This is a genomic window from Herbaspirillum robiniae (assembly GCF_002213415.1).
GTDB classification, from domain to species: Bacteria; Pseudomonadota; Gammaproteobacteria; order Burkholderiales; family Burkholderiaceae_D; genus Herbaspirillum; species Herbaspirillum robiniae.
The window spans coordinates 50,461-70,056 of the sequence record NZ_NJGU01000002.1 but is presented as its reverse complement, the minus strand read 5'-3'; the positions used below and the strand labels follow the sequence as shown (position 1 = coordinate 70,056).

The window sequence follows — 19,596 nt, the reverse complement described above, 5'->3', positions numbered from 1 at the left end:
TAGCGACGTCGCATTTGCTGGCGACAATGTGGCCGCTGGCGCCAGCCGCGGTAGCGGCGTCGCCGATGGTCATGGCGCCGGTGGTGCAAGCCAGCGGCGTGTTCATCAACATGCACGGCGATGTGTTGACCGCCCGCCATGCGGTCAGCGAATGCAAGCAGATTTTCGTTGTGAAGCACGGCAAAGTGGCCACAGCCGAGATCGCAGCCGTCAGCAACGAGGATGACGTCGCCGTGCTGCGCACGACGCTCAAGCCTTTGCTGGCCGCTACGTTCAGCGAATTGCCGGCGCCGGCCGAACACAGCATTGCCGTGTTCAGCGAGGCCTACGCCGAATTGCAGCATCTGCCCGACCGGGCGCGCCTCTTGGGCAACGCACTTACGGTTCCCGGCCAGCCTGGCTCGCTGCAGATGGTGTCGGGCGCCAAACCGGGCACCAGCGGCAGCGCCGTGCTTGATGGCGGTGGCCTGTTGCTGGGCATCGTCGTGGAACGCGTTGCCGCGGGCAGCGGCGGCGTCGGCGGTGAACTGAGCGTGTCGCATGCGCAAAGCCGCGCCGGCATGGCCACGCTGGTTCGCGCCGTGCCCGGCAGCGAGATCGCCCGGTTCTTGTCGCAGGCCGGAATCCCGTTCGCGCAGAGCCGGCAGGCGCAACTCAGCAGCTTGCAGTCACCGGCTTCGCGCGCCTCGACCCTTGCCGTGGGCATCGTCTGCGGCTGAAGAGTCTGTCCGCCGGCGCTGCAGACTGCACACAATCTGTATTGTGGTATGGAGAATAAATTCGTGAAGAATCGCGTGGTGAAATGGGTGCTGGGTCTGCTGGCCGGTGTCGGCCTTGCTACGGGATTGCCCTCCGAGGCTGCCCCGCCGGCCGCGCCGGTGCCGCAGCACTGGATCAGCTATGCCGAGATGGTCGGCAACCAATTCGCCGAATGGCTCAGCGACCCGCAGGACGAGAACGTGGTGCAGCTGCATACCTGGCTGCAGGATCGCGTTCTCAAGGATGGCCAACCACCGCTGCAACCCATGGTGGCGCGCGTATGGGTCGGCCCGCGCGGCCTGGTCGAACGGCTGGATGTTCCCACGGTGGGCGACGCCGGCGCCGACGCCAAAGTCCGCAAGCTGCTGATGTCGCGGCCGCTGCCGGAGCCGCCGCCACCCGACATGCGCCAGCCGATCATGCTGCAGCTGTCGCTGGACTTTCCGGACTCGACGGCTGCCAGGTAAGCACAGCAATTGCGCGTGACGATGCCGCATGGGAGTTCGCCAATAACCATGACGGTGCCGGACCAGGGTCGCGCAACAGGGCCTGCAGGCTGGAGCGTGGCCGGAAGCGATGCGTTCGATGAGCTGGCGCCGCCGACGGGCGCCGGCGGCACAGATGACGACGACGGAGAACGAGAAGATGAGCCGACAAGCGCTCGCCAATGTGCTCAAGGCGCATGAGGATACTTCCGCAACACTGAAGGAACTGACGGCCTCCGCGCAGGCGCTGGCCGCCGCCCGGGAAGCGCTGGCGCATACCCACACGCGGATGAAGGCAGGAGACGCCCGCTTCGGAGAACTGCTGCAATCCCAATCCGGCGTGATCTCGGCCCAGCATCGTCGCGCCCGTGCGGTGGCGCAATGGCGCGCGGCGCGTTCCAGGTTGCAGGCCAGCACCGGCCAGTTGGCGCTGCCGGAGATCCTGGAGCTGATCGCGAGCGTTGCCGAACCGTCTCTTGCGGACGATGAAGGCTCGCCGTGACATGCCTTGTCGCGTCGACATACCGCAGGCACGGGTCACATTGCCGACGTTAACGTCGCGCATTGATGGAGTAACGCAGCCGACCGCATTGAATGAGGAAACCATGGACCGGGCGACGATGCACGAGGGAGGAGGCGGGCATGCGCTCCAGGCGCGTCAGCCCGCAGTCAAGCTGACACGGACCCGTCTCACCGGGAACGGAGGTTTGCGGCGCTTGCCAGCGTCAACCAGGGCAGTACCAGTGAAGTCAGCGCATGGGAAGCCAATGCAAACAGCAGCGCCACGACAAGTACGAGGGCGGTTGCCGATGCCGGCGTTGCGGCAATCGGCGGCGCGATATCGCTCAGTATCCCGGAGCGCCAGGCCAGCAGCAGGGCCAGCAGCATATTGACCGGCACCGCCATGCCGAGATACGCGCGGCCGGCGGCACGGCGGGTAAAGCAGTCGCCGGCCGCATGGCGCGCCTTGAGATGCGCTACGGCGCCGGCGTTGGCCAGGCCTACCGCCAGCGGCAGAGACCACCAGAAGAACGGCCGGTCGCAGCGCGCATCGGCATAGAGCATCAGGCCCAGGCACCACAAGGTCGGCGCGCTGAGATTGGCCGCGCACCAGACAAAGGGCGACCACGTCCACCACGACTTGCGCCACGTCAGCAGCGGGCGACCCGAATCGGGCCTGGCGGCTGGAGGGCGAGATGGGGTCAATGTCTTCATGGGATTGCTTCTGCGTTTGCGGAAATGCGCGGCAGCGATTCTCACTGCTCTTATGACTTAGACGTTTGCGGGCGTCAAAGACCGCAACAAAATTCCACTCGCGGTGCAGATAGATGCAGGCTGCGGGTGCTGGGATTTGGCAACGACGGCGCTTCGGCCAAGCCCGTCAATGGGGCAGCGGCGCCCATAACAACAGCCCGGTCCAGGTGCTGGGGCAGGAATCCATCTCGGATCTGCAACAAGCCCGGTTGACCGACGAGGAGAAGCGACTGCTGAGGCGTTGAGGACGGCAAGGCAGGCAGTCCTGGAGGCGGAGCACGTTCGCGTTGTCAGTTTGATACGCTGCCTTGCGCCTGCCGTACGCGTACAATGCGCGCTGCCTATCGATGTCGCCGGAGAAGACCAACATGAACATCCACGCTGCCACCCAACTTCTGCTGGACGCCCGCAACAGCGGCGTCGTGCTCGACTGGCGCCGCCTGGCGGTGGGCGACGCGGCCACCGCCTATGCGGTGCAGGACGCGCAGCTCCTCCGGCTGGGGCCGGTGGGCGGCTGGAAGGTGGGCAGCCGGGGCGACGGTTCCGAGCCGGCCTGTTCGCCGCTGCCGGCATCCTGCGTGTTCCAGTCCGGCGTGAAGCTGGCCGGGCGGCAATGGCGCCTGCGCGGGCTGGAGGTGGAACTGGCGCTGCGGGTGGGGCGCGACTTCGACCCGGGCAAGGCCTTGCCCGCGCGGGAAGAATTGATCCAGGTATTCGACGCCATGATGCCGGCCATCGAAGTGGTGGAAACCCGCCTGGGCAAGCTGCCCTGCGAAAACCCCTGGGCCTCCATGGCCGACCTGCAAAGCCACGGCGCATTGGTGGTCGGGCCCGCCGTCGCCATGCCGGCCACGACGCCCGAGCTGGGCGCGGTCGTCGCCACGCTGACCATCGACGGCGTGCAGGCGGCGCGCACCACCGGCGGCAATCCGGCCGACCTGTGGAGCACGCTGGCCTGGCTGGCGCGGCATTGCGCCGTGCGCGGCATGCCGTTGAAGAAGGGGCAGATCGTCACTACCGGTTCGTGTACCGGGCTGCACAACGCGCGCGCCGGTACGCTGGTGGAGGCGACGCTGGAAGGCGTGGGGGCGGTGTCGCTGAATTTCGCGGGCTGAGGCCGGCGAAGCTAAGCCTGTGACGCGAAGACCGCGGCGCTCAGTTGCCGCGGCGATACAGCGCCAGCGAGCCGGCCAGCGCCAGCAGGATGGCGCCGCAGGTGCGGTCCATCCACAGCAGGGCACGCCGGCGCAGCAGGCTCACGGCGCGCGCGCCGATGAGCGCATAGGCGAACATGATGGCGAAATCGATGGCGCAGAAAACCGCGCCCAGCGCGAGGTACTGCGGCGCCTGCGGCATCGCGCTGTCGATGAACTGCGGCAGCAGCGCCGAGCAGAACAGATACCCCTTCGGGTTGGTCACCGCCACCAGGAAGGACTTCATGAACACGCGCCGCGATCCGCTTCTGGGTTCGCCGGCATCGACCGACAAATCCATCCCGCCCGAGCGCAGCATGCGCAGGCCGATCCAGGCCAGGTAAGCGGCGCCGGCCCATTTCACCACCGAGAACCAGAATTCGGACGCTGCCAGCAGCGCGCCCAGGCCGACCGCGACCGAGGCCACCAGCACGCAGTCCGACGCCACCGCGCCGAACATGCCGGGCAGGGCGCGCTTCACGCCCAGGCGCGCGCCGTTGGAAAACGCCAGCAGCACGGTCGGGCCGGGCGTGGCGATGGTCGCCAGCGCCACCATCGAAAACAGGGCCAGCGTGGCCAGGCTGATGCTGTGGATGCTCATGACGTCTCCTCATGCTGCACGGATGGATGCAGCGACTCCGGTGCGAATGTACGGGAAGTGCGGCAGGAAGGCCGCAGCTTTGCCGCGCATTATGTCACGGAGCGTCAGGCGATCTCCTGGGCGATCAGCTTGCCCACTGCCGCGTGCACGCCGTTGCGCACGGTGTCGGAGGCCCGGGTTTCGGTGAGGTAGACCGCGAACAGCAGCGGCGCGCCCGTGGGCGGCCAGATCACGCCGACCGTGTTGGTGCTGCCCTGGTCGCCGGTGCCGGTTTTGTCGCCGACCTTCCAGGACGCCGGCAGGCCGGCGCGCACGCGCTTGTCGCCGGTCTTGTTGCGCACCAGCCAGTCGGTGATCAGCATGCGCGAGGCCGGGTTGAGCGCATCGCCCAGCACGATGCGGCGCAGGTCGGCCGTCATCGCGGCCGGGGTCGTGGTGTCGCGCGGGTCGCCCGGGATGGATTCGTTCAGGGTCGGCTCGTTGCGGTCCAGCCGGGTTTCGCCGTCGCCCAGCGTGCGGATGAAGGCGGTCAGGCCGGCCGGGCCGCCCATGGTGTCCAGCATCAGGTTGGCGGCGGTGTTGTCGGACAGCGTCATGGCCGCCTCGCACAGCTGCGAGATCGACATGCCGTCGCCGCCGACGTGTTTGGCGGTCGTGGGCGAGTATTCCTGGAGGATTTCCTTGCCGTAGACGATGCGGCGCTCCAGCCGCTCCTCGCCGCGGTCGACGCGTTTGAGCACGGCGGCGGCCGCCAGGAACTTGAAGGTGCTGCACATGGGGAAGCGCTCGTCGGCGCGGTAGCCCCAGGCCTGGCCGCTGCCGGTGTTGACGATGGACACGCCCAGGCGCGCGCCGGCGTCGGCCTCCAGCCTGGCCATCTTGTTGACAAAAGCCTTGGATCCAAAAGATTTACTAGTGGTTTTGCCGCCCGCCGCCCAGGCGCCGGTCATCGTCGCGCCCGCCGCCAGGCCCGCCAGCGCCAGGAAATTTCGTCTGCCAAGCATGGTTTCTCCTCTGAGGTCTCGGTGTGAAAGCCCAGATGATAGGCAGTGGCGCATCGGCTCGCAATTCACGATAATTGGCGCAAGACCCAAGAAAATCTGATGACAGGAGCTCCTCATGTATCTGCCCCTGAACGCCCTGCGCGCCTTTGAAGTCTCGGCCCGGCATCTCTCCTTCACCCGCGCCGCCGATGAACTGAACGTGACCCAGACCGCGGTCAGCATGCAGGTCAAGAACCTGGAAGAGCGGCTGGGCGCGGCACTGTTCCGGCGCCTGCCGCGCGGACTGGCGCTGACCGACGAGGGGCTGGCGCTGCTGCCGGTGGTGGCGGAGTCCTTTGGCCGCATCGGCACCGTGCTGGCGCAGTTCGAGAACGGCCGCAAGCGCGAGGTGCTGACCCTGGGCGTGGTCGGCACCTTCGCGGTGGGCTGGCTGATGCCGCGCCTGCGCGAATTCCAGCAGACCTATCCCTTCGTCGACCTGCGCCTGTTGACCAACAATAATCGCGTGGATCTTGCCGGCGAGGGGCTGGATTACGCGATCCGCTTTGGCGACGGTGCATGGCACGGCACGGATGCTGAACGTCTGTTCAGCGCGCCGCTGTCGCCGATGTGCGCGCCGGAGATCGCCGCGCGCCTGCGACGCCCGGCCGACCTGGCCTCGGAGACGCTGCTGCGCTCCTACCGCAGCGACGAATGGAACGAGTGGTTCGCCGCCGCCGGCGCGCCTTGTCCGCCGATTCGCGGCTTCGTCTTCGACTCCTCGCTGACCATGGCCGAAGCCGCGGCGCAGCAGGCCGGCGTGGCGCTGCTGCCGGTGCTGATGTTCGAGCGGGAACTGCGGCAGGGACGCCTGGTCTGTCCTTTCGAAGCGCATATCGAAGCCGGCGCCTACTGGCTGACACGGCTGAAATCGAGGCAGGAGACCACCGCCATGCAGGTCTTCCGGCAATGGCTGTTGCTGCATGCCGGCGCCTGACGCGTCGGGCGCGCCTGATGTGCATGAGGCGCAAGGGCAACAGCCCGGCGCGTTTAGGAATTTTCCTGATAGACGGCCGCCCGGGCCGGGCATAGAATAAATGTTATAAACAATTTCAAAGGAGCATCGCCATCGCGCGGCTCCGGAGAATGCCAGGCGGTACCTGTACCAACCCAATGCAAAGAAACGGGGGTGTGTCATGAAATACATCGCAAAGCTCTATCGCAAGCTGCTCGATTACCTGAACGATTCGGGAGACCTGACCACGGGTTCGCATCGCGGCCAGCCGCAATGCTGCAGCCTGTATTCCGGCCTCACGATGGATGCCGACAACCGCCGACAGTGATATTCCGCGCCCGGCGGCAGGCCCCGCGCCTGCCGCTGCCGCGATGCAGCAGATTCATCCCTTCCGCGAAACCCGCGTTTCGCCTTCCTGAAAACTCCCTTCAAGCGCTCGTGGATCCGGCATGCCCGGAGCGTCGGCATGCGCGTGCACATTGCACTGCACATCGCGCATTGTTCCCTGCACCTTGATAACGGCGCCGAGCCGCCCGCACCGGGCATAAAAAAAGGCCGCATCGGAGATGCGGCCCAAAGTACTGCTACTTACCAGAGAAGTTACGGCGACTCAGCCGGACGATGCGGGCTCAGTCGGGAATGACCGCGGTGGCGTCGACTTCGACCAGGTATTCGGGGCGGGCGAAGGCCGTGACCACGATGCCGGTGGAGACCGGGAACACGCCCTTGAGCCACTTGCCCACCACCAGGTAGACGTCTTCGCGGAAGCGCGGGTCGGAGATGTAGATGGTGACCTTGCAGATGTGCTCCAGCTTGCTGCCGGCTTCCTTGAGCAGCATGTCGATGTTCTTCATCGCCTGCTCGGTCTGGCCGCGCACGTCGCCGATGCAGACGCTTTCGGAGGTGTCCAGGTCCTGGCCGATCTGGCCGCGCAGGAACACCATGGTGCCGCGCGCGACAACGGCCTGGCAGAGGTCGTTGTCGATCTTCTGCTCCGGATAGGTTGCCTTGGTATTGAACTTGCGGATGCGTGTGTGTGCCATGTCTAGTCCCGATGGGTGAGTGAAGGAGGTCTTACTTCTTGTCGAAATAGCCGGCGCGAATCGTCGCGCCGATGAGGTTCACGATCAGGCGGCCGGCGGTCACGCAGCTGATCTTGCTGGCGTTGTCCTTGGCCGGCTGGATTTCCACGATGTCCATGCCCACCACGCGGCCCTTCTTGACCAGGCCGTGGATCAGCTTGCGCGCCTGCAGGAAGGTCACGCCGCCGGGCGCCGGGCCGTCGACGGCCGGCATGATGGCGCAGTCCAGGCCGTCGGCGTCGATGGTCAGGTAGTAGTTGCCGCCGTCGGGGATGCGCGCCAGCACGGCGTCCATGCCGATGTCGTGCAGCTCGTAGGCGCTGATCAGGTCGGCGCCCCATTCCTTGGCCGCGCGGTAGTCGGCGGGACGGCCGCTGCCCTGGGCGCGCAGGCCGATCTGCACGATGTTCTTGATGAAGGGCAATTCGGAGGCGCGGCGGATCACGCTGGAGAGGCCGTCGCGCACGCCGTTGACTTCATCGCGCCAGTCGAGGTGGGCGTCGATGTGCACCAGCGTCACCGGGCCGACTTCGTCGAAGCCGCGCAGCACCGGGTTGGTGATGCCGTGGTCGCCGCCCAGCACGACGGGCATGCCGCCGCCGCGCAGGATCTGGCGGACCGCAGTTTCGGCGCGGCGCTTGTGCGCCTCGGGATCGTTCAGGTCGGGCATGACGTCGCCGCAGTCGATGAAGCGGATGTCGTCGCGCTCCTGCAGCAGCGGGCCGTCGATGTCGAAGTCGTAGTGCGTGGGATGACGCACCATGCGGTCGGTCAGGTCGCGCAGCGCCTGCGGCGCGTTGGTCTGGTCATTGCTGTACTGGCGCGGCGTGTAGGCGGCGCCGAAGGGCATGCCGAGCACGGCGATGTCGCACTTCAGGTCGGTGAAGTCGGTGACCAGTTCGGAGTAGAGCAGGGTGGGGTGGCCGGTACGGGGCGCGACGGTGAGTTTTTCCATGGCTGGGCATCCTTGTGGAGAGATCCGGGCGGCGGCGCCGTCGCTGAGCGATCGGTGCGCCGTGTTGGATGCACTGTAGCCAGCGGTGCAGGGAATAAAAAATGATTCTTTTGGGGGTATAGTTTCATTTTCCAAGACTTTACGGCCGGCAAAGGAAACCCCTCAATGATCAGGCTGGACTTCGATGAACGCGACCTGCGCTCGCTGCGGGTGTTCTGCAATGTCGCCGAGGCGGGCGGTTTTGCGGCCGCCGAGAAGCTGCTGCACATGTCCAAGGCTTCCATCAGCCGCCACGTGCGCGAGGTCGAGGAACGCCTCGGCGTGCGCCTGTGCGAGCGCGGCCCCGCGGGTTTTCGGCTCACGCCCGAAGGCGAGGTGGCGCTCAAGCTGGCCACCGGCGCGCTGCGTTCGCTGGAGCGCATCCGGCCCGAGATCGACGCCGTGCACGGCGTGCTGTCCGGCCCGCTGGCGCTGGGCGTGGTCGAGCATGCGCTGGGCCATCCCGACTGCAAGCTGCCGCAGGCCATCGCCATGCTGAAGCGGCGCGCGCCCAACGTGCAGCCGCGCATCGAGGTGATGACCTTTCCCGAGCTCAACCAGGCGCTGCGCGAGCAGCGCGTGGACATCGCCATCCGCGGCCGTTATCCGGGCGACGACGAGTTCGACTTCCTGCCGCTGTTTTCGGAAAGCCACCGCATCTACGGCGCCATCCGTAAAGAGGGCAAGGAGGGCCGAGAAGGTCGTGGGCGCGAACTGCCGCTGGTCTATCGACCGCACCCGTATGTGGACGCGGTGCTGGCCGAAGGCGGCAAGGCCGGCTACATGCGCGGCCCCGAGGCCGGCGGGCTGGAGGCGATCGCGTTGCTGGTGGCCAGCGGCGACTACGTCGGCCTGTTGCCCACCCACTATGCGCAACTGATCGGCAAGCGTTACGCCCTGCGCGCGCGGCGCGGCAGCCCGACCTTCCAGCACACCATCTGCGCGGTGACCGATCCCGACCGTCCATCCACGCATCGCTCCGATCTCTTTCTTTCCATCCTGCGGGAACTCCATGCGCGCTCGTCGGGCGTGCTTGCCGCCGCGTAATTGCTTGCTTTCGCCGCACGCCAAAATGGGGCGCGGACGGCCCGCGCCCTAACCATGCTGGGGCAGCGGGGCGGCCGCGAGCCGTCGCGTGCCGCCGCCGCCCGCGTGCGGATGAAACACGCACGCCGCCATCTTTGTACCGTTTGCACCGAAATCAATTCACCCCATGCGCATGCCAAGCACTGCGCATGCGGGTTTGCGGCGGTCCCGCGGCATTGCCTGGAATGGTTCGTTTGAACCGTTTGTGATCGCGATTGGCACATATGTTGCTCAACCGGAGAGGTCATCCCGCCAGTGAGCACTTATCGTGAACCAGCCAACGCTGACCGCCCTGATCAAGGAACGCTTCGACAGCCTGCCGCGCCAGGCGCGCCAGGTGGCGGCCTTCGTGCTGGACAACCCGCACGAGGTGGCGGTGTTGTCGATGCGCGAGCAGGCGCGGCTGGCCGAGGTGCCGGCGTCGACCATGACGCGCTTTGCCAAGGCGCTGGGCTTTGACGGCTACGACGCCATCCGCGACGTCTTCAAGGCCAGCCTGCGTTCGCGCGGCAACGAATTCGGCACGCGCGCCCAGGGCCTGGTGGAACTCAACCAGCGCATCGGCGAAGCCGCGCTGGCGATGGACCTTGCGCACAACGCCACCGCCCAGATCCAGTCGCTGTGCACCGGCGAGACCATGGCCACCATCGTGCGCGCGGCCAAGCTGCTGTCGTCGGCGCGCGAGGTCTTTTGCCTGGGTTTGCGCGGTTCGTTCCCGGTGGCGTTCCAGTTCGCCCACGTATCCGAATACTTCGCGCGCAACGTCACGCTGGTCGACGGCGCCGGCGAGAGCGGGATCATGAAGATCATGCACCAGCCGTCGTCGCGCGACGCCGCGCTGATCTGCAGCATGACGCCGCACTCGCGCCGCGCCATGTCGATCGCCACCCACCTGGAGCAGGCGGGCGTGAAGCTGGTGGTGATCACCGACAGCGCCAGTTCGCCCATGGCGCGCATCGCCACCGAGAGCATCGTGGTGCCCAACAAGGGCCCCTCGTTCTTCGACACTATGCTGCCGGCCTTCCTGGTGGCGGAGATCCTGGTGGCGCTGACGGCGGCCACCTCGAAGATCAGCATCAAGTCGCAGATCGCCGACACCGAGAAAAAGCTGTGGGGCGCCGGCGAGTGGTGGGGCATGCAGGCCGACGATGCGCCCGCGCTGGAGCCGCGCGCCGGAGCGCAGGCGCTGCGCGGCAAGAGAAACAAGCGCGGCGCCTGAGGGCGGCGCGCAGCACAGCAAACAGATTTACCGGAGCGGCGCATGCCCGAGACATGCGACTGACAACAACGATGCCGCAACAGGCAGCGGGGGTGCAAGACCAGGTTCTGGGCCCCGGCATTCTCGAATGAACCTTCTCAACCGATTCAACTGCGCTTTACGCCAGAAAGGATATTCCATGAAACGCCGCTCGCTACTCGGACTGATCAGCCTCACTGCGGCAGTCGCCTGTCTCTCCTCGGCCAATGCCTTCGCCGACGACCTGTACAACACCATCATGGCGCGCAAGTCCATCCGCGTGGCCGTGCCCACCGACTATCCGCCGTACGGCTCGGTCGGCACCGACATGACGCCGCGCGGCTACGACATCGACATGGCCAACCTGATCGGCAAGAAGCTGGGCGTGAAGGTCGAGCTGATTCCGGTGACCGCGCCCAACCGCATCGCCTACCTGCAGACCAACAAGGCCGATATCACCATCTCCTCGCTGGGCAAGACCGCCGAGCGCGCCAAGGTGGTCGACTTCAGCATCGCCTATGCGCCGTTCTTCGACGCCGTGTTCGGCACCAAGAAGGTCAAGGCCACCACCTTCGAAGAGCTCAAGGGCAAGACCATCTCGGTGACCCGCGGCTCGATGCAGGACCAGGAGCTGGAACAGATGGCGCCGGGCGCGCAGGTCAAGCGTTTCGAGGACAATAACTCGACGCTGTCGGCCTTCCTGGCCGGGCAGACCCAGATGTTCGCCACCGGCACCACGGTTGCGGCCGCGCTGCAGAAGATGAACCCGAACTTGGACATGGAGCTGAAGGTGATCCTGGCCAACGCGCCGTGCTACGTCGCCATGCCCAAGGGCGAGTCGACGCTGCTGGCCAAGATCAACATGGTTATCCGCGAAGCGCGCACCGACGGCACCATCGACAAGTTCTCGCAGACCTGGCTGGGCGCACCGGCCGGCCAGCTGCCGGACTGAGCGCAAGCTTGCGCGTGACGGCGGCCGGTTCCCGACGGGGCCGGCCGTTTTTCTTTGAGCACTTTGATCCCTTTTAGCATTCTGCAGGACATGGAAACAGGAGCATCCGTGACACAGGCAACCCACCAACAGGACGGCGCCGTCGGGAAGATGGCGCGCTGGATCGTCGCGCTCGCCGCCGGCGACATTCCCGCCCCCATCCGCGCGATCGCGCAGAACTGCCTGATCGATACCATCGGCGTCATCGCGGCGGGGTCGGCCACCGCGGTCGCCGCGCATGCGCGCGCGCTGGTGTCGCTGTCCGCAGCGGCTGGGCCGTGCGGCATCGTCGGCACCGACGCAAGCTGCGATCCGCGCCACGCCGCCTTCGCCAACGGCGTCGCCGCGCATGCGCTGGATTTCGACGACAACTGCTATGCCGGCTTCGTGCACGGTTCGGCCGTGATCGCGCCGGCGGCGCTGGCCGCCGCGCAATATGCCGACGCCGACGGCGCGCAGCTGATCACCGCCTTCGTCGCCGGCGCCGAGTGCGAATACGCGCTGGGAGCGGCCACCGCCAATGTCCTCTACGACCAGGGCTGGTGGACCACCGGCGTGCTGGGGCCGGTAGGCGCGTGCGCCGCCACGGCAAAATTGCTGGGGCTGGACGTGAAGCAGACGGCGGCAGCACTGGGACTGGCCGCCGCGGGCGCCGCCGGCATCAAGGCCTGCTTCGGCACGGATGCGAAAGCCTTCCTCGCCGGCCGTGCCGCCGAGGCCGGGATGACGGCCGCGTTGATGGCGCAGGGCGGAGCCAGCGGCCCGGCCGACGCCTTCGAGCATCGCAACGGTTTTGCCCGGCTCTTCAACGGCGGGCGCTTTGACGGCCAGGCCTTCGATACGCTGGGCTGCGACTGGCGACTGCAATCGCCGGGCGTGGACGTCAAGCGCATACCGGTCTGCCTGTCATCGCATGCGGCGGTGGATGCGGCGATGGCGCTGGTGCAGGAGCATGCGATCCGGCTCTACGACATCGTCGCCATCACCTGCAACGTGCCGCCCATCGTGATCGCCAACCTGGTGCATGACGACCCGGGCACCGCGCAGCAGGCGCAGTTCAGCATGCCGTTCGCGATTGCCGCGTCGCTGTTGTACGGCACGCTGCGGCTGGAGCACCTGTCGGCGCAGACGCTGGCCGATGAGCGCCTGCGCCGCCTGATGGAAAGGGTCAGCATGGTCCACGGCGCGGTCTGGGACGATCCTGCGTACCGGGCCGCAGCGCCCGAAGGCGCGGAGGTCAGCATTGCCCTGGCCGATGGCCGGATGCTGCAGGGTTTCAGGGATTTCGCGCGCGGCGCGGCGCGTTATCCGCTGGATGCCGGTGAGCTGGACGCCAAGTTCAAGGACTGCCTGGGCTTCGCCGGCCTGAGCGGCGATGCCGCATCTGCGCCGGCGCGGCATTGGCTGGCGCGCTTGCGTGCGCTGGAGACTTTCGGTTCGGTGCGAGGGCTGTTGGCCGCCTGAGGACGGCTTTAATACACCAGCGTCGTCACCGGGGTTGGCAAGGACGAGTTGCTGCTGCCATTGCTGCCGCCGTTGCCGCTGACCGCGCGCAGGCGCGGCGCGTTGTTCGCCGGCGCGGCATCGGCGTCGTTGCCGGAAGAGGTTTGCACCAGGGGATGTTGCGCGCCGCCGCTGCATTGGACGCGGTATCCGTTCCTGCCCTCCGGGGCCAGGATGCGGCAATTGCCGGTGACGACGGCAGAGATGCTGAGGTTGGCGGTCTTGGCCGCCAGCACCTGCTGCACCCAGGCCCATTGGCTCAGCAGCAGGGCCGAGGCGACGGCCAGTCTGATCGGTTTGTTCATGCGTGGACTCCTTTGATCCCGCCACTCTAACGATCAATGCGCGCCCGCAAAATCGGGGAAATTCCTAGCCGCAGTCTGCCCAGCTCGTCCGTAGGCGACGCGCGTTTCAGGGCGCGGAAAGGATATGCCGGATGCGCTCCTCGCCGGCCGGATGGCTGGACAGATACGGAGGCATGCCGCCGCCTTCATGTCCCTTCCTGTCGAGCTTCTCGAACACGTAGGCCAGCTTCTGGCGCGGCATGCCGTTGGCCTTGAACATGGCGATGGCGTAGTCGTCGGCTTCGGTTTCGATGTCGCGCGAATACTTCAGGTCCAGCAGCAGCGTCGGGATGTTGGCCAGCACCGCCGAGACATCGCCGAACAGCACGGTGGCCACCGCGCCCATCGCGGTGCTCTGGATCAGGCGGCGCATCAGGTGGCGGCGATGCACGTGGCCCAGCTCGTGCGCCAGCACGCCCATCAGCGCATCGTCGTCGTCGAGCAGCTGCACGATCTCGTCGGTGACCACGATCTGGCCGGAGGGCAGGGCGAAGGCGTTGGGGCCTATCCTGCTTTTGCGGAACAGGATCTCGTAGTCAGGCGCGTCCGGCAGCGGCGCGGCCATGCTGCCAAAGCGCGCGGTAATGGCGTCGCGCCGCGCGGCCGGCAGTGTCGTCGGCGCCATCACATGACTGTCGAGGAAATCCAGCGTGCCCATGCCCACCTTGCGGTCGACCTCCACCGGCAGCGCGTCGGCGATCACGCCGGCGACCGCCGGCAGCACATACAGATAACCCAGCACCACCACCAGCACCAGCGCCGCCGCGGCGGCCAGCGTGGCGCGCCAGTTCTGCTGGATGCGCACCACCAGAGAATCCCGGTGGCGCGTCGCGGCCAGCAGTTCGGCAAAGCCTGCGCGGTCGACGATCTCCAGATAGGCGCCGTCGGGGAAGGTCACCTTGCGCGCGGCGCGGTTGAAACGTTCGGACACGCGCAGCTGCGAGATCGGCGCGCTGCGCTCGACCTCGCCGCGCACGTGCGCCACGCCCTCGGCCACTTCCAGCGTCACCGCGTAGCGCCGCGAGGTCCTGCCGTCGAAATAGAATGCCGCTACCTGCATCGGATCACAGCGACAGGTCGAAGTCGAGCAGGTCGGTCATGCCTTCGCCGGCGGCCGATCCCGCCGCTTCGGCGGAGGCGAGAAAATCGTCCAGGCTGCCGGCCGGGTGCAGGCTCATGGCCTCGATCCGGTAGCGCATCGCGCGCACCTGGGCGAAGGGTGTATACAGGCCCAGCGTGCAGATGATGCCGATCACGTTGGTGAACATGATGAACATCATCCGGCTCCAGCGCATGTCGCTGGAGAAGCGGTGTTCGCCCAGCCGGGTGTTGTTCCAGATCAGGTTCTGCATCAGGGTCAGGAACAGCGGCAGCGCCAGGAAGGACCAGGCGTAGACCGACAGCAGCACCAGGAACATCGGCAAGCCGCCGCCGTCGTCGGTGCCGCCGCTGCCCAGCGAAACCATCGCGGCGACTGTGCTGCCGAAGGCCAGCAGGATGGCGATGAAGCCGGCCAGCCAGATACCGATGCCGATCAGGTAGGCCTTGTAGAACCCGCCCGGCGATGCGTGAAAAGAGAAGTGCGTGGTGCCGAAGCGCGACTCATTGTGCTGGAAGCGCTTGATGCGCTGGTGCACGAAGGGCCACAGCAGCTGCAGCGTGAAGGCCGACAGCACCGGGCCGACCAGGTAGGCGAGATAGGCGCCGCCGGCGCTGCCGCGAAAACCGAAGCGGATGCCGCGATAGCTGGAGTTGTACAGCTTGAACTGCAGGCTGCGCCAGATCAGCCAGGGCACCGCCAGGCCCATGACCACCAGCGCCAGCAGGCCCAGGGTGGGACCGATGCTGAAGGCGGTGTGGTAGATGAACAGCAGCACCACGGCGGCGACGCGGCCCTTGAGGATGGCCACCGGGTTGCCGTGGTAGTCGAAGCTGTTGCCGGCTACGGTAGTGTTGTCGTAGAAATAACGCAGCCGGCGCACCTTGGCCCAGGCCGAATAAATGCCTACAGTGATGATGGACAGCAGCAGGTTCACGATCCAGATGCGGAAGTATTCGGAGCCGCGCCCGCTGAAGGTGAAACGTTCGGGCGGCGCGGCGGGGATGGATGCAGCAGCGACAGGCGCGCCGTCGTGGCCGCCGAAGCCGGGAGATGCCGTGGATGCATGGTCTGGCGTGGCGTCTGGCTGGCCGTTCAGGTCGTGGATGTCGCTCATGGAACCCCTGTTGAATTTGTTGTGAAAGCAAGGCTGCCGTGCGGGTGAGCGCAAGAATCTATTGCTCGCAGTAAAAAGTCAAGCATGCGCCATGCGGGCTGTGGCTTGTAGGGAGGATGCATGGACGGCCCTCGCATTTTCCTTGCGCCAACTGGTATGACCTCCTGCAGAGCTGCAAGGTTTGTGCGAACATAGCGGGCTAAGCACAGTCGGATTGCATTGATTGTGCGCTTTCGCGCCAACAAAAAAGTTTCCTGCGCACCGGTATGTCCGGAGCCCGCCAACCAAAGGAGCCAACATGTCCCACACCTGGAATGCAGCGGCAATCGCCGACAAACTCGGTATTGCAGCGGCTGACCTCGCCATCGAGACGATCGTCCACACGATCGATGGCGTCGAGTACGAGAACGTCCTGCTGTTCAACAAGGCCAAGCCTCCCGTCTCGGGCGTGCTGGCTGTCCCCAACTACTTCGGCATCCGCCAGCAGGCGCTGGAAATCGCCGCCGCCACGGTGGGACCGGATCACGCCATCTTCGTGGCCGACGTCTACGGCAAGACCGTGCGTCCGACCAACGCCGACGATGCGCTGGCCGTGATCATCGCGCTGAAGAAGGATCGCCCGGAACTGCGCCGCCGCATGAACGCGGCGCTGGACGCCTTCCGCCAGCAGCCGAAGATTGCGATTGCGGCCGGCAAGTTCGGCGCCTGCGGCTTCTGCTTCGGCGGCACCGCCGCGCTGGAGTTGGCGCGTTCCGGCGCCGACGTGCGCGGCACGGTGTCGCTGCACGGCGCGCTCGATACGCCCAACCCCGGCGCCAGCCAGTTCAAGGGCGCGGTGCTGGTGCTGCACGGGGTGCAGGATCCGTCGGTGCCGCGCGAGATGGTCAATGCCTTCATCGACGAGGCCAGCGCGGCCAACATCGACTGGCAGCTGCTCAACTACGGCCAGGCCGGGCACTCCTTCACCGATCCGGACGCCAACAATCCGGGCTTCTTCTACCATCGCCAGACCGCGCAGCGCGCGTCGGTGGCCCTGAAGAACTTCTTCGGCGAACTGTTCGCTTAAAGCTTCAAGCCGCCGGCCTTCCCCACGGGAATGCCGGCGGCGTGTTTCCCAGCCAGTTGTTTTCGATGATGAAACCAGCAAGCCAACGTGCACAGCTTTTTGCAAGTCGTCTTCACCAGAGTCAAAGCATTTTCTTCCGTTCGGCGCCAGGAGCCGGACGGCGGGAATTACAAGAGGCAACCGTCATCGGCGGCAGCCGGGATGAACTCATCCCTGCGGCCGGCGCTGTCCTATCGCCCGTCAGTTCTCTCCTCAATCCACCACAGTCCAAAGGATAGTCATGTCCCAAGATAAAGAGCCGAGGCGGCGTTTCCTGCGTCAGGTATTGGCCATCGTCCCAGCAGCCAGCACGCTAGGCGGAGCCACCGCAGTCGCAGTCAGCCAGCCGGCGATCGCCGACAATTCCGAACCGGGCAAGCCGCGCGCTTACACCCCGACCTACTTCAACGCGGCCGAATGGGCGTTCATCAACGCCGCCGTCGACCATCTCATTCCCTCCGATCAGTACGGCGCCGGCGCCCTGGAAACCGGCGTGCCCGAATTCATCGACCGCCAGATGGAAACCCCATACGGCGCGGGCAAGCTGTGGTACATGCAAGGCCCCTTCCACCCGGACAGCGCCCCCGAACTGGGCTACCAGCTCTCGCTGGTGCCGCGCGACATCTATCGCCAGGGCATCGCCGCCTGCAACGACTGGTGCACCAAGAACATGGGCAAGGTGTTCGCCGAGCTGGACAAGGCCAAGCAGCTGGAAGTGCTGCACATGATGGAAGGCGGCAAGGTGCAGTTCGAGACCGTGCCGGCCAAGACCTTCTTCAACTTCATGCTGGGCAATACCAAGGAAGGCTACTTCGCCGATCCGATGTACGGCGGCAACCAGAAGATGGGCGGCTGGAAGATGGTCGGCTTCCCCGGCGCGCGCGCCGACTACCTGGACTGGGTTGACCAGTACAACGTGAAATATCCATACGGCCCTGTGTCGATTCTGGGAGAGAAGGGCTGATCATGGCTATCAAAAAAGACAAAGTAGATGTGGTGATGGTGGGCCTGGGCTGGACCGGCGCCATCATGGGGATGGAACTGACCGAAGCCGGTCTGAACGTGCTGGCGCTGGAACGCGGCGACATGCGCGACACCAATACCGATACGCCGTACCCGAAGGCGGTCGACGAGCTGAAGTATTCGGTGCGCGGCGCGCTGTTCCAGGATCTCTCGCGTGAAACCGTGACCATCCGTCACACCATGAGCGACACGGCGGTGCCTTACCGCCAGCACGGCTCCTTCCTGCTGGGCGACGGCGTCGGCGGCGCCGGCTTCCACTGGAACGGCATGATGTACCGCAACCTGCCCGAAGAACTGAACATGCGTACCCACCATGAGCAGAAGTACGGCAAGAAGTTCATCCCCGAAGGCATGACCATCCAGGATCACGGCGTCACCTACGAGGAACTGGAACCGTTCTACGACTTCTCCGAAAAGGTGATGGCGGTGTCCGGCAAGGCCGGTAACCTGAAGGGCAAGATCGTCCCCGGCGGCAACCCGCTGGAAGGCGCGCGCAGCGACGAATTCCCGACCAAGCCGCTGACCTACCAATACAGCGCCTCGCTGGTCGAGAAGGCCATGCGCGACGTCGGCTACCACCCGTATCCGGCGCCGGCGGCCAACGCTTCCGAACCGTTCACCAACCCCTACGGCGTGCGCATCGGCCCCTGCAACTACTGCGGCTTCTGCGAAAACTACGGCTGCTACATGTACTCCAAGGCGTCGCCGCAGACCACCATCCTGCCGGTGCTGCTCAAGCGCAAGAACTTCGAAGTGCGCACCAAGGCGCAAGTCATCAAGGTCAACCTGGATGCATCGGGCAAGCGCGCCACCGGCGTCACCTACATCGACGCGCAAGGCCGCGAAGTCGAGCAACCGGCCGACCTGGTGCTGCTGACCGCATTCCAGACGCACAACGTGCGCCTGCTGCTGCTGTCGGGCATCGGCAAGCCGTACGACCCGGTCACCGGCGAAGGCGTGGTGGGCATGAACTTCGCCTACCAGTACAACGGCGGCATCAACGTGGTCATGCCCAAGGGCACCCAGTTCAACCCGTTCATCGGCACCGGCGCCGGCGGCGTGGGCATGGATGACCTGAACGCCGACCAGTTCGACCACGGTCCGCTGGGCTTCATCGGCGGTGCTTCCGTGCGCCACGTGCGTTACGGCGGCCGTCCCATCAAGCAAGCCGGCACCCTGCCGGGCGAGAAGGTGCCCAACTGGGGCTCGGAGTGGAAGGGCAGTGTGCAGGACGCTTACCAGCGCACCCTGACCATCGGCATGTCCGGTTCCGTGATGTCCTACCGCGATTGCTATCTCTCGCTCGATCCGACCTACAAGGACGCCAACGGCCAGCCGCTGCTGCGCATGACGCTGAACTGGAAGGAAAACGAAGAGAAGATGCTGAGCTACGTCGGCAGCCAGATGGAAAAGGTCGGCCAGGCGATGAACCCGGAGAAGGTGGTCAAGGCGGTGCGCAAGGCCGGCTCCTCGTGGGATACCCGCGTGTACCAGTCGACCCACCTGACCGGCGGCGCGATCATGGGCACTACGCCCAAGAACAGCGTGGTCAACAAGTACCTGCAAAGCTGGGACGTGCCCAACGTGTTCGTCTACGGCGCTTCGGCGTTCCCGCAGAACATGGGCTACAACCCGACCGGCCTGGTCACGGCGCTGGCGTATCACTCCGCCAAGGCGATCCGCGAGCAGTATCTGAAAAACCCCGGCCCGCTGGTTCAGGCATAA

At 66.0% G+C, this 19,596-nt stretch carries 21 protein-coding genes; 13 read left to right on the top strand and 8 right to left on the bottom strand.

The window, feature by feature from the left end; translation table 11 throughout:
* The first annotated feature begins 65 nt into the window (after positions 1 to 65).
* From CEJ42_RS05385 to CEJ42_RS05375, 3 genes are all read left to right on the top strand, one after another.
* On the top strand, positions 66 to 719 hold the full coding sequence (locus tag CEJ42_RS05385; RefSeq protein ID WP_165774390.1) for a trypsin-like peptidase domain-containing protein: 654 nt from the start codon (positions 66 to 68) through the stop codon (positions 717 to 719).
* 63 nt (positions 720 to 782) lie between these two features.
* Positions 783 to 1,226: a YbaB/EbfC family DNA-binding protein gene (locus CEJ42_RS05380; protein ID WP_129587675.1), complete on the top strand. Its 444-nt coding sequence runs from the start codon at positions 783 to 785 to the stop codon at positions 1,224 to 1,226.
* A gap of 154 nt (positions 1,227 to 1,380) precedes the next feature.
* Entirely contained in the window at positions 1,381 to 1,746 is a 366-nt protein-coding gene (locus CEJ42_RS05375) for a TolC family protein (protein ID WP_088750272.1), read from the top strand.
* 188 nt (positions 1,747 to 1,934) lie between these two features.
* On the opposite strand, the gene CEJ42_RS05370 is transcribed toward CEJ42_RS05375, so the two are convergent.
* Positions 1,935 to 2,459, bottom strand: a complete 525-nt coding sequence (locus tag CEJ42_RS05370; RefSeq protein WP_129587673.1) for a hypothetical protein — start codon at positions 2,457 to 2,459, stop codon at positions 1,935 to 1,937.
* 407 nt (positions 2,460 to 2,866) lie between these two features.
* Between CEJ42_RS05370 and CEJ42_RS05365 the strand changes: the two genes are divergently transcribed.
* The gene (locus CEJ42_RS05365) at positions 2,867 to 3,613 is read left to right on the top strand and encodes a 2-keto-4-pentenoate hydratase (RefSeq protein ID WP_088750312.1); all 747 of its coding nucleotides are present in this window, start codon (positions 2,867 to 2,869) and stop codon (positions 3,611 to 3,613) included.
* 40 nt (positions 3,614 to 3,653) lie between these two features.
* Here CEJ42_RS05365 and CEJ42_RS05360 read toward each other — a convergent pair whose 3' ends face one another.
* Positions 3,654 to 4,277, bottom strand: a complete 624-nt coding sequence (locus tag CEJ42_RS05360; RefSeq protein ID WP_079219160.1) for a LysE family translocator — start codon at positions 4,275 to 4,277, stop codon at positions 3,654 to 3,656.
* A 119-nt stretch (positions 4,278 to 4,396) separates the two neighbouring features.
* Entirely contained in the window at positions 4,397 to 5,296 is a 900-nt protein-coding gene (gene bla / locus CEJ42_RS05355) for a class A beta-lactamase (RefSeq protein ID WP_088750270.1), read from the bottom strand.
* Between the two features lie 115 nt (positions 5,297 to 5,411).
* Between bla and CEJ42_RS05350 the strand changes: the two genes are divergently transcribed.
* Both CEJ42_RS05350 and CEJ42_RS24945 read left to right on the top strand, forming a co-directional pair.
* Positions 5,412 to 6,272 (top strand): LysR family transcriptional regulator, encoded by an 861-nt coding sequence (locus CEJ42_RS05350; RefSeq protein ID WP_088750269.1) that lies wholly within the window; start codon positions 5,412 to 5,414, stop codon positions 6,270 to 6,272.
* Between the two features lie 199 nt (positions 6,273 to 6,471).
* Entirely contained in the window at positions 6,472 to 6,618 is a 147-nt protein-coding gene (locus tag CEJ42_RS24945; RefSeq protein WP_165774389.1) for a hypothetical protein, read from the top strand.
* Positions 6,619 to 6,919: 301 nt separating this feature from the next.
* Here CEJ42_RS24945 and CEJ42_RS05345 read toward each other — a convergent pair whose 3' ends face one another.
* Positions 6,920 to 7,333: a RidA family protein gene (locus CEJ42_RS05345; protein WP_079215784.1), complete on the bottom strand. Its 414-nt coding sequence runs from the start codon at positions 7,331 to 7,333 to the stop codon at positions 6,920 to 6,922.
* Between the two features lie 31 nt (positions 7,334 to 7,364).
* Entirely contained in the window at positions 7,365 to 8,327 is a 963-nt protein-coding gene (locus CEJ42_RS05340; protein WP_088750268.1) for an agmatinase, read from the bottom strand.
* 165 nt (positions 8,328 to 8,492) lie between these two features.
* Between CEJ42_RS05340 and CEJ42_RS05335 the strand changes: the two genes are divergently transcribed.
* The 4 genes from CEJ42_RS05335 (at position 8,493) to CEJ42_RS05320 (ending at position 13,144) form a co-directional block, all read left to right on the top strand.
* Positions 8,493 to 9,413 carry a LysR family transcriptional regulator gene (locus tag CEJ42_RS05335; RefSeq protein ID WP_079215782.1) on the top strand — a complete coding sequence of 307 codons (921 nt, stop codon included), beginning with the start codon at positions 8,493 to 8,495 and terminating at the stop codon, positions 9,411 to 9,413.
* 307 nt (positions 9,414 to 9,720) lie between these two features.
* Entirely contained in the window at positions 9,721 to 10,671 is a 951-nt protein-coding gene (locus tag CEJ42_RS05330) for a MurR/RpiR family transcriptional regulator (RefSeq protein ID WP_079215781.1), read from the top strand.
* Positions 10,672 to 10,849: 178 nt separating this feature from the next.
* Positions 10,850 to 11,641 (top strand): transporter substrate-binding domain-containing protein, encoded by a 792-nt coding sequence (locus tag CEJ42_RS05325; protein ID WP_079215780.1) that lies wholly within the window; start codon positions 10,850 to 10,852, stop codon positions 11,639 to 11,641.
* A gap of 108 nt (positions 11,642 to 11,749) precedes the next feature.
* Positions 11,750 to 13,144 carry an MmgE/PrpD family protein gene (locus CEJ42_RS05320; RefSeq protein ID WP_243397788.1) on the top strand — a complete coding sequence of 465 codons (1,395 nt, stop codon included), beginning with the start codon at positions 11,750 to 11,752 and terminating at the stop codon, positions 13,142 to 13,144.
* 8 nt (positions 13,145 to 13,152) lie between these two features.
* Here the strand turns inward: CEJ42_RS05320 and CEJ42_RS05315 are convergent, their stop codons facing one another.
* From CEJ42_RS05315 to CEJ42_RS05305, 3 genes are all read right to left on the bottom strand, one after another.
* The gene (locus CEJ42_RS05315; RefSeq protein WP_088750266.1) at positions 13,153 to 13,488 is read right to left on the bottom strand and encodes a hypothetical protein; all 336 of its coding nucleotides are present in this window, start codon (positions 13,486 to 13,488) and stop codon (positions 13,153 to 13,155) included.
* Between the two features lie 106 nt (positions 13,489 to 13,594).
* Positions 13,595 to 14,587, bottom strand: coding sequence for a M48 family metallopeptidase (locus CEJ42_RS05310; protein ID WP_088750265.1), 993 nt, complete (start codon positions 14,585 to 14,587; stop codon positions 13,595 to 13,597).
* Positions 14,588 to 14,591: 4 nt separating this feature from the next.
* On the bottom strand, positions 14,592 to 15,743 hold the full coding sequence (locus tag CEJ42_RS05305) for a YjgN family protein (protein WP_088750264.1): 1,152 nt from the start codon (positions 15,741 to 15,743) through the stop codon (positions 14,592 to 14,594).
* Positions 15,744 to 16,041: 298 nt separating this feature from the next.
* Here CEJ42_RS05305 and CEJ42_RS05300 point away from each other — a divergent pair, with 298 nt between their 5' ends.
* The 3 genes from CEJ42_RS05300 to CEJ42_RS05290 all read left to right on the top strand — a co-directional run bounded on the left by CEJ42_RS05300 (position 16,042) and on the right by CEJ42_RS05290 (position 19,596).
* Positions 16,042 to 16,809 (top strand): dienelactone hydrolase family protein, encoded by a 768-nt coding sequence (locus CEJ42_RS05300; RefSeq protein ID WP_088750263.1) that lies wholly within the window; start codon positions 16,042 to 16,044, stop codon positions 16,807 to 16,809.
* A 280-nt stretch (positions 16,810 to 17,089) separates the two neighbouring features.
* Positions 17,090 to 17,812, top strand: coding sequence for a gluconate 2-dehydrogenase subunit 3 family protein (locus CEJ42_RS05295; protein ID WP_079215774.1), 723 nt, complete (start codon positions 17,090 to 17,092; stop codon positions 17,810 to 17,812).
* Between the two features lie 2 nt (positions 17,813 to 17,814).
* Positions 17,815 to 19,596, top strand: a complete 1,782-nt coding sequence (locus CEJ42_RS05290) for a GMC family oxidoreductase (protein ID WP_088750262.1) — start codon at positions 17,815 to 17,817, stop codon at positions 19,594 to 19,596.

Coding starts and splice junctions, on each gene's coding strand:
- CEJ42_RS05385 (WP_165774390.1), top strand. CDS start 66: ATGGTCATGGCGCCGGTGGTGCAAGCCAGCGGCGTGTTCATCAACATG.
- CEJ42_RS05375 (WP_088750272.1), top strand. CDS start 1,381: ATGACGACGACGGAGAACGAGAAGATGAGCCGACAAGCGCTCGCCAAT.
- CEJ42_RS05370 (WP_129587673.1), bottom strand. CDS start 2,459: ATGAAGACATTGACCCCATCTCGCCCTCCAGCCGCCAGGCCCGATTCG.
- CEJ42_RS05365 (WP_088750312.1), top strand. CDS start 2,867: ATGAACATCCACGCTGCCACCCAACTTCTGCTGGACGCCCGCAACAGC.
- bla (WP_088750270.1), bottom strand. CDS start 5,296: ATGCTTGGCAGACGAAATTTCCTGGCGCTGGCGGGCCTGGCGGCGGGC.
- CEJ42_RS05350 (WP_088750269.1), top strand. CDS start 5,412: ATGTATCTGCCCCTGAACGCCCTGCGCGCCTTTGAAGTCTCGGCCCGG.
- CEJ42_RS24945 (WP_165774389.1), top strand. CDS start 6,472: ATGAAATACATCGCAAAGCTCTATCGCAAGCTGCTCGATTACCTGAAC.
- CEJ42_RS05345 (WP_079215784.1), bottom strand. CDS start 7,333: ATGGCACACACACGCATCCGCAAGTTCAATACCAAGGCAACCTATCCG.
- CEJ42_RS05340 (WP_088750268.1), bottom strand. CDS start 8,327: ATGGAAAAACTCACCGTCGCGCCCCGTACCGGCCACCCCACCCTGCTC.
- CEJ42_RS05335 (WP_079215782.1), top strand. CDS start 8,493: ATGATCAGGCTGGACTTCGATGAACGCGACCTGCGCTCGCTGCGGGTG.
- CEJ42_RS05325 (WP_079215780.1), top strand. CDS start 10,850: ATGAAACGCCGCTCGCTACTCGGACTGATCAGCCTCACTGCGGCAGTC.
- CEJ42_RS05315 (WP_088750266.1), bottom strand. CDS start 13,488: ATGAACAAACCGATCAGACTGGCCGTCGCCTCGGCCCTGCTGCTGAGC.
- CEJ42_RS05310 (WP_088750265.1), bottom strand. CDS start 14,587: ATGCAGGTAGCGGCATTCTATTTCGACGGCAGGACCTCGCGGCGCTAC.
- CEJ42_RS05305 (WP_088750264.1), bottom strand. CDS start 15,743: ATGAGCGACATCCACGACCTGAACGGCCAGCCAGACGCCACGCCAGAC.
- CEJ42_RS05300 (WP_088750263.1), top strand. CDS start 16,042: ATGTCCCACACCTGGAATGCAGCGGCAATCGCCGACAAACTCGGTATT.
- CEJ42_RS05295 (WP_079215774.1), top strand. CDS start 17,090: ATGTCCCAAGATAAAGAGCCGAGGCGGCGTTTCCTGCGTCAGGTATTG.
- CEJ42_RS05290 (WP_088750262.1), top strand. CDS start 17,815: ATGGCTATCAAAAAAGACAAAGTAGATGTGGTGATGGTGGGCCTGGGC.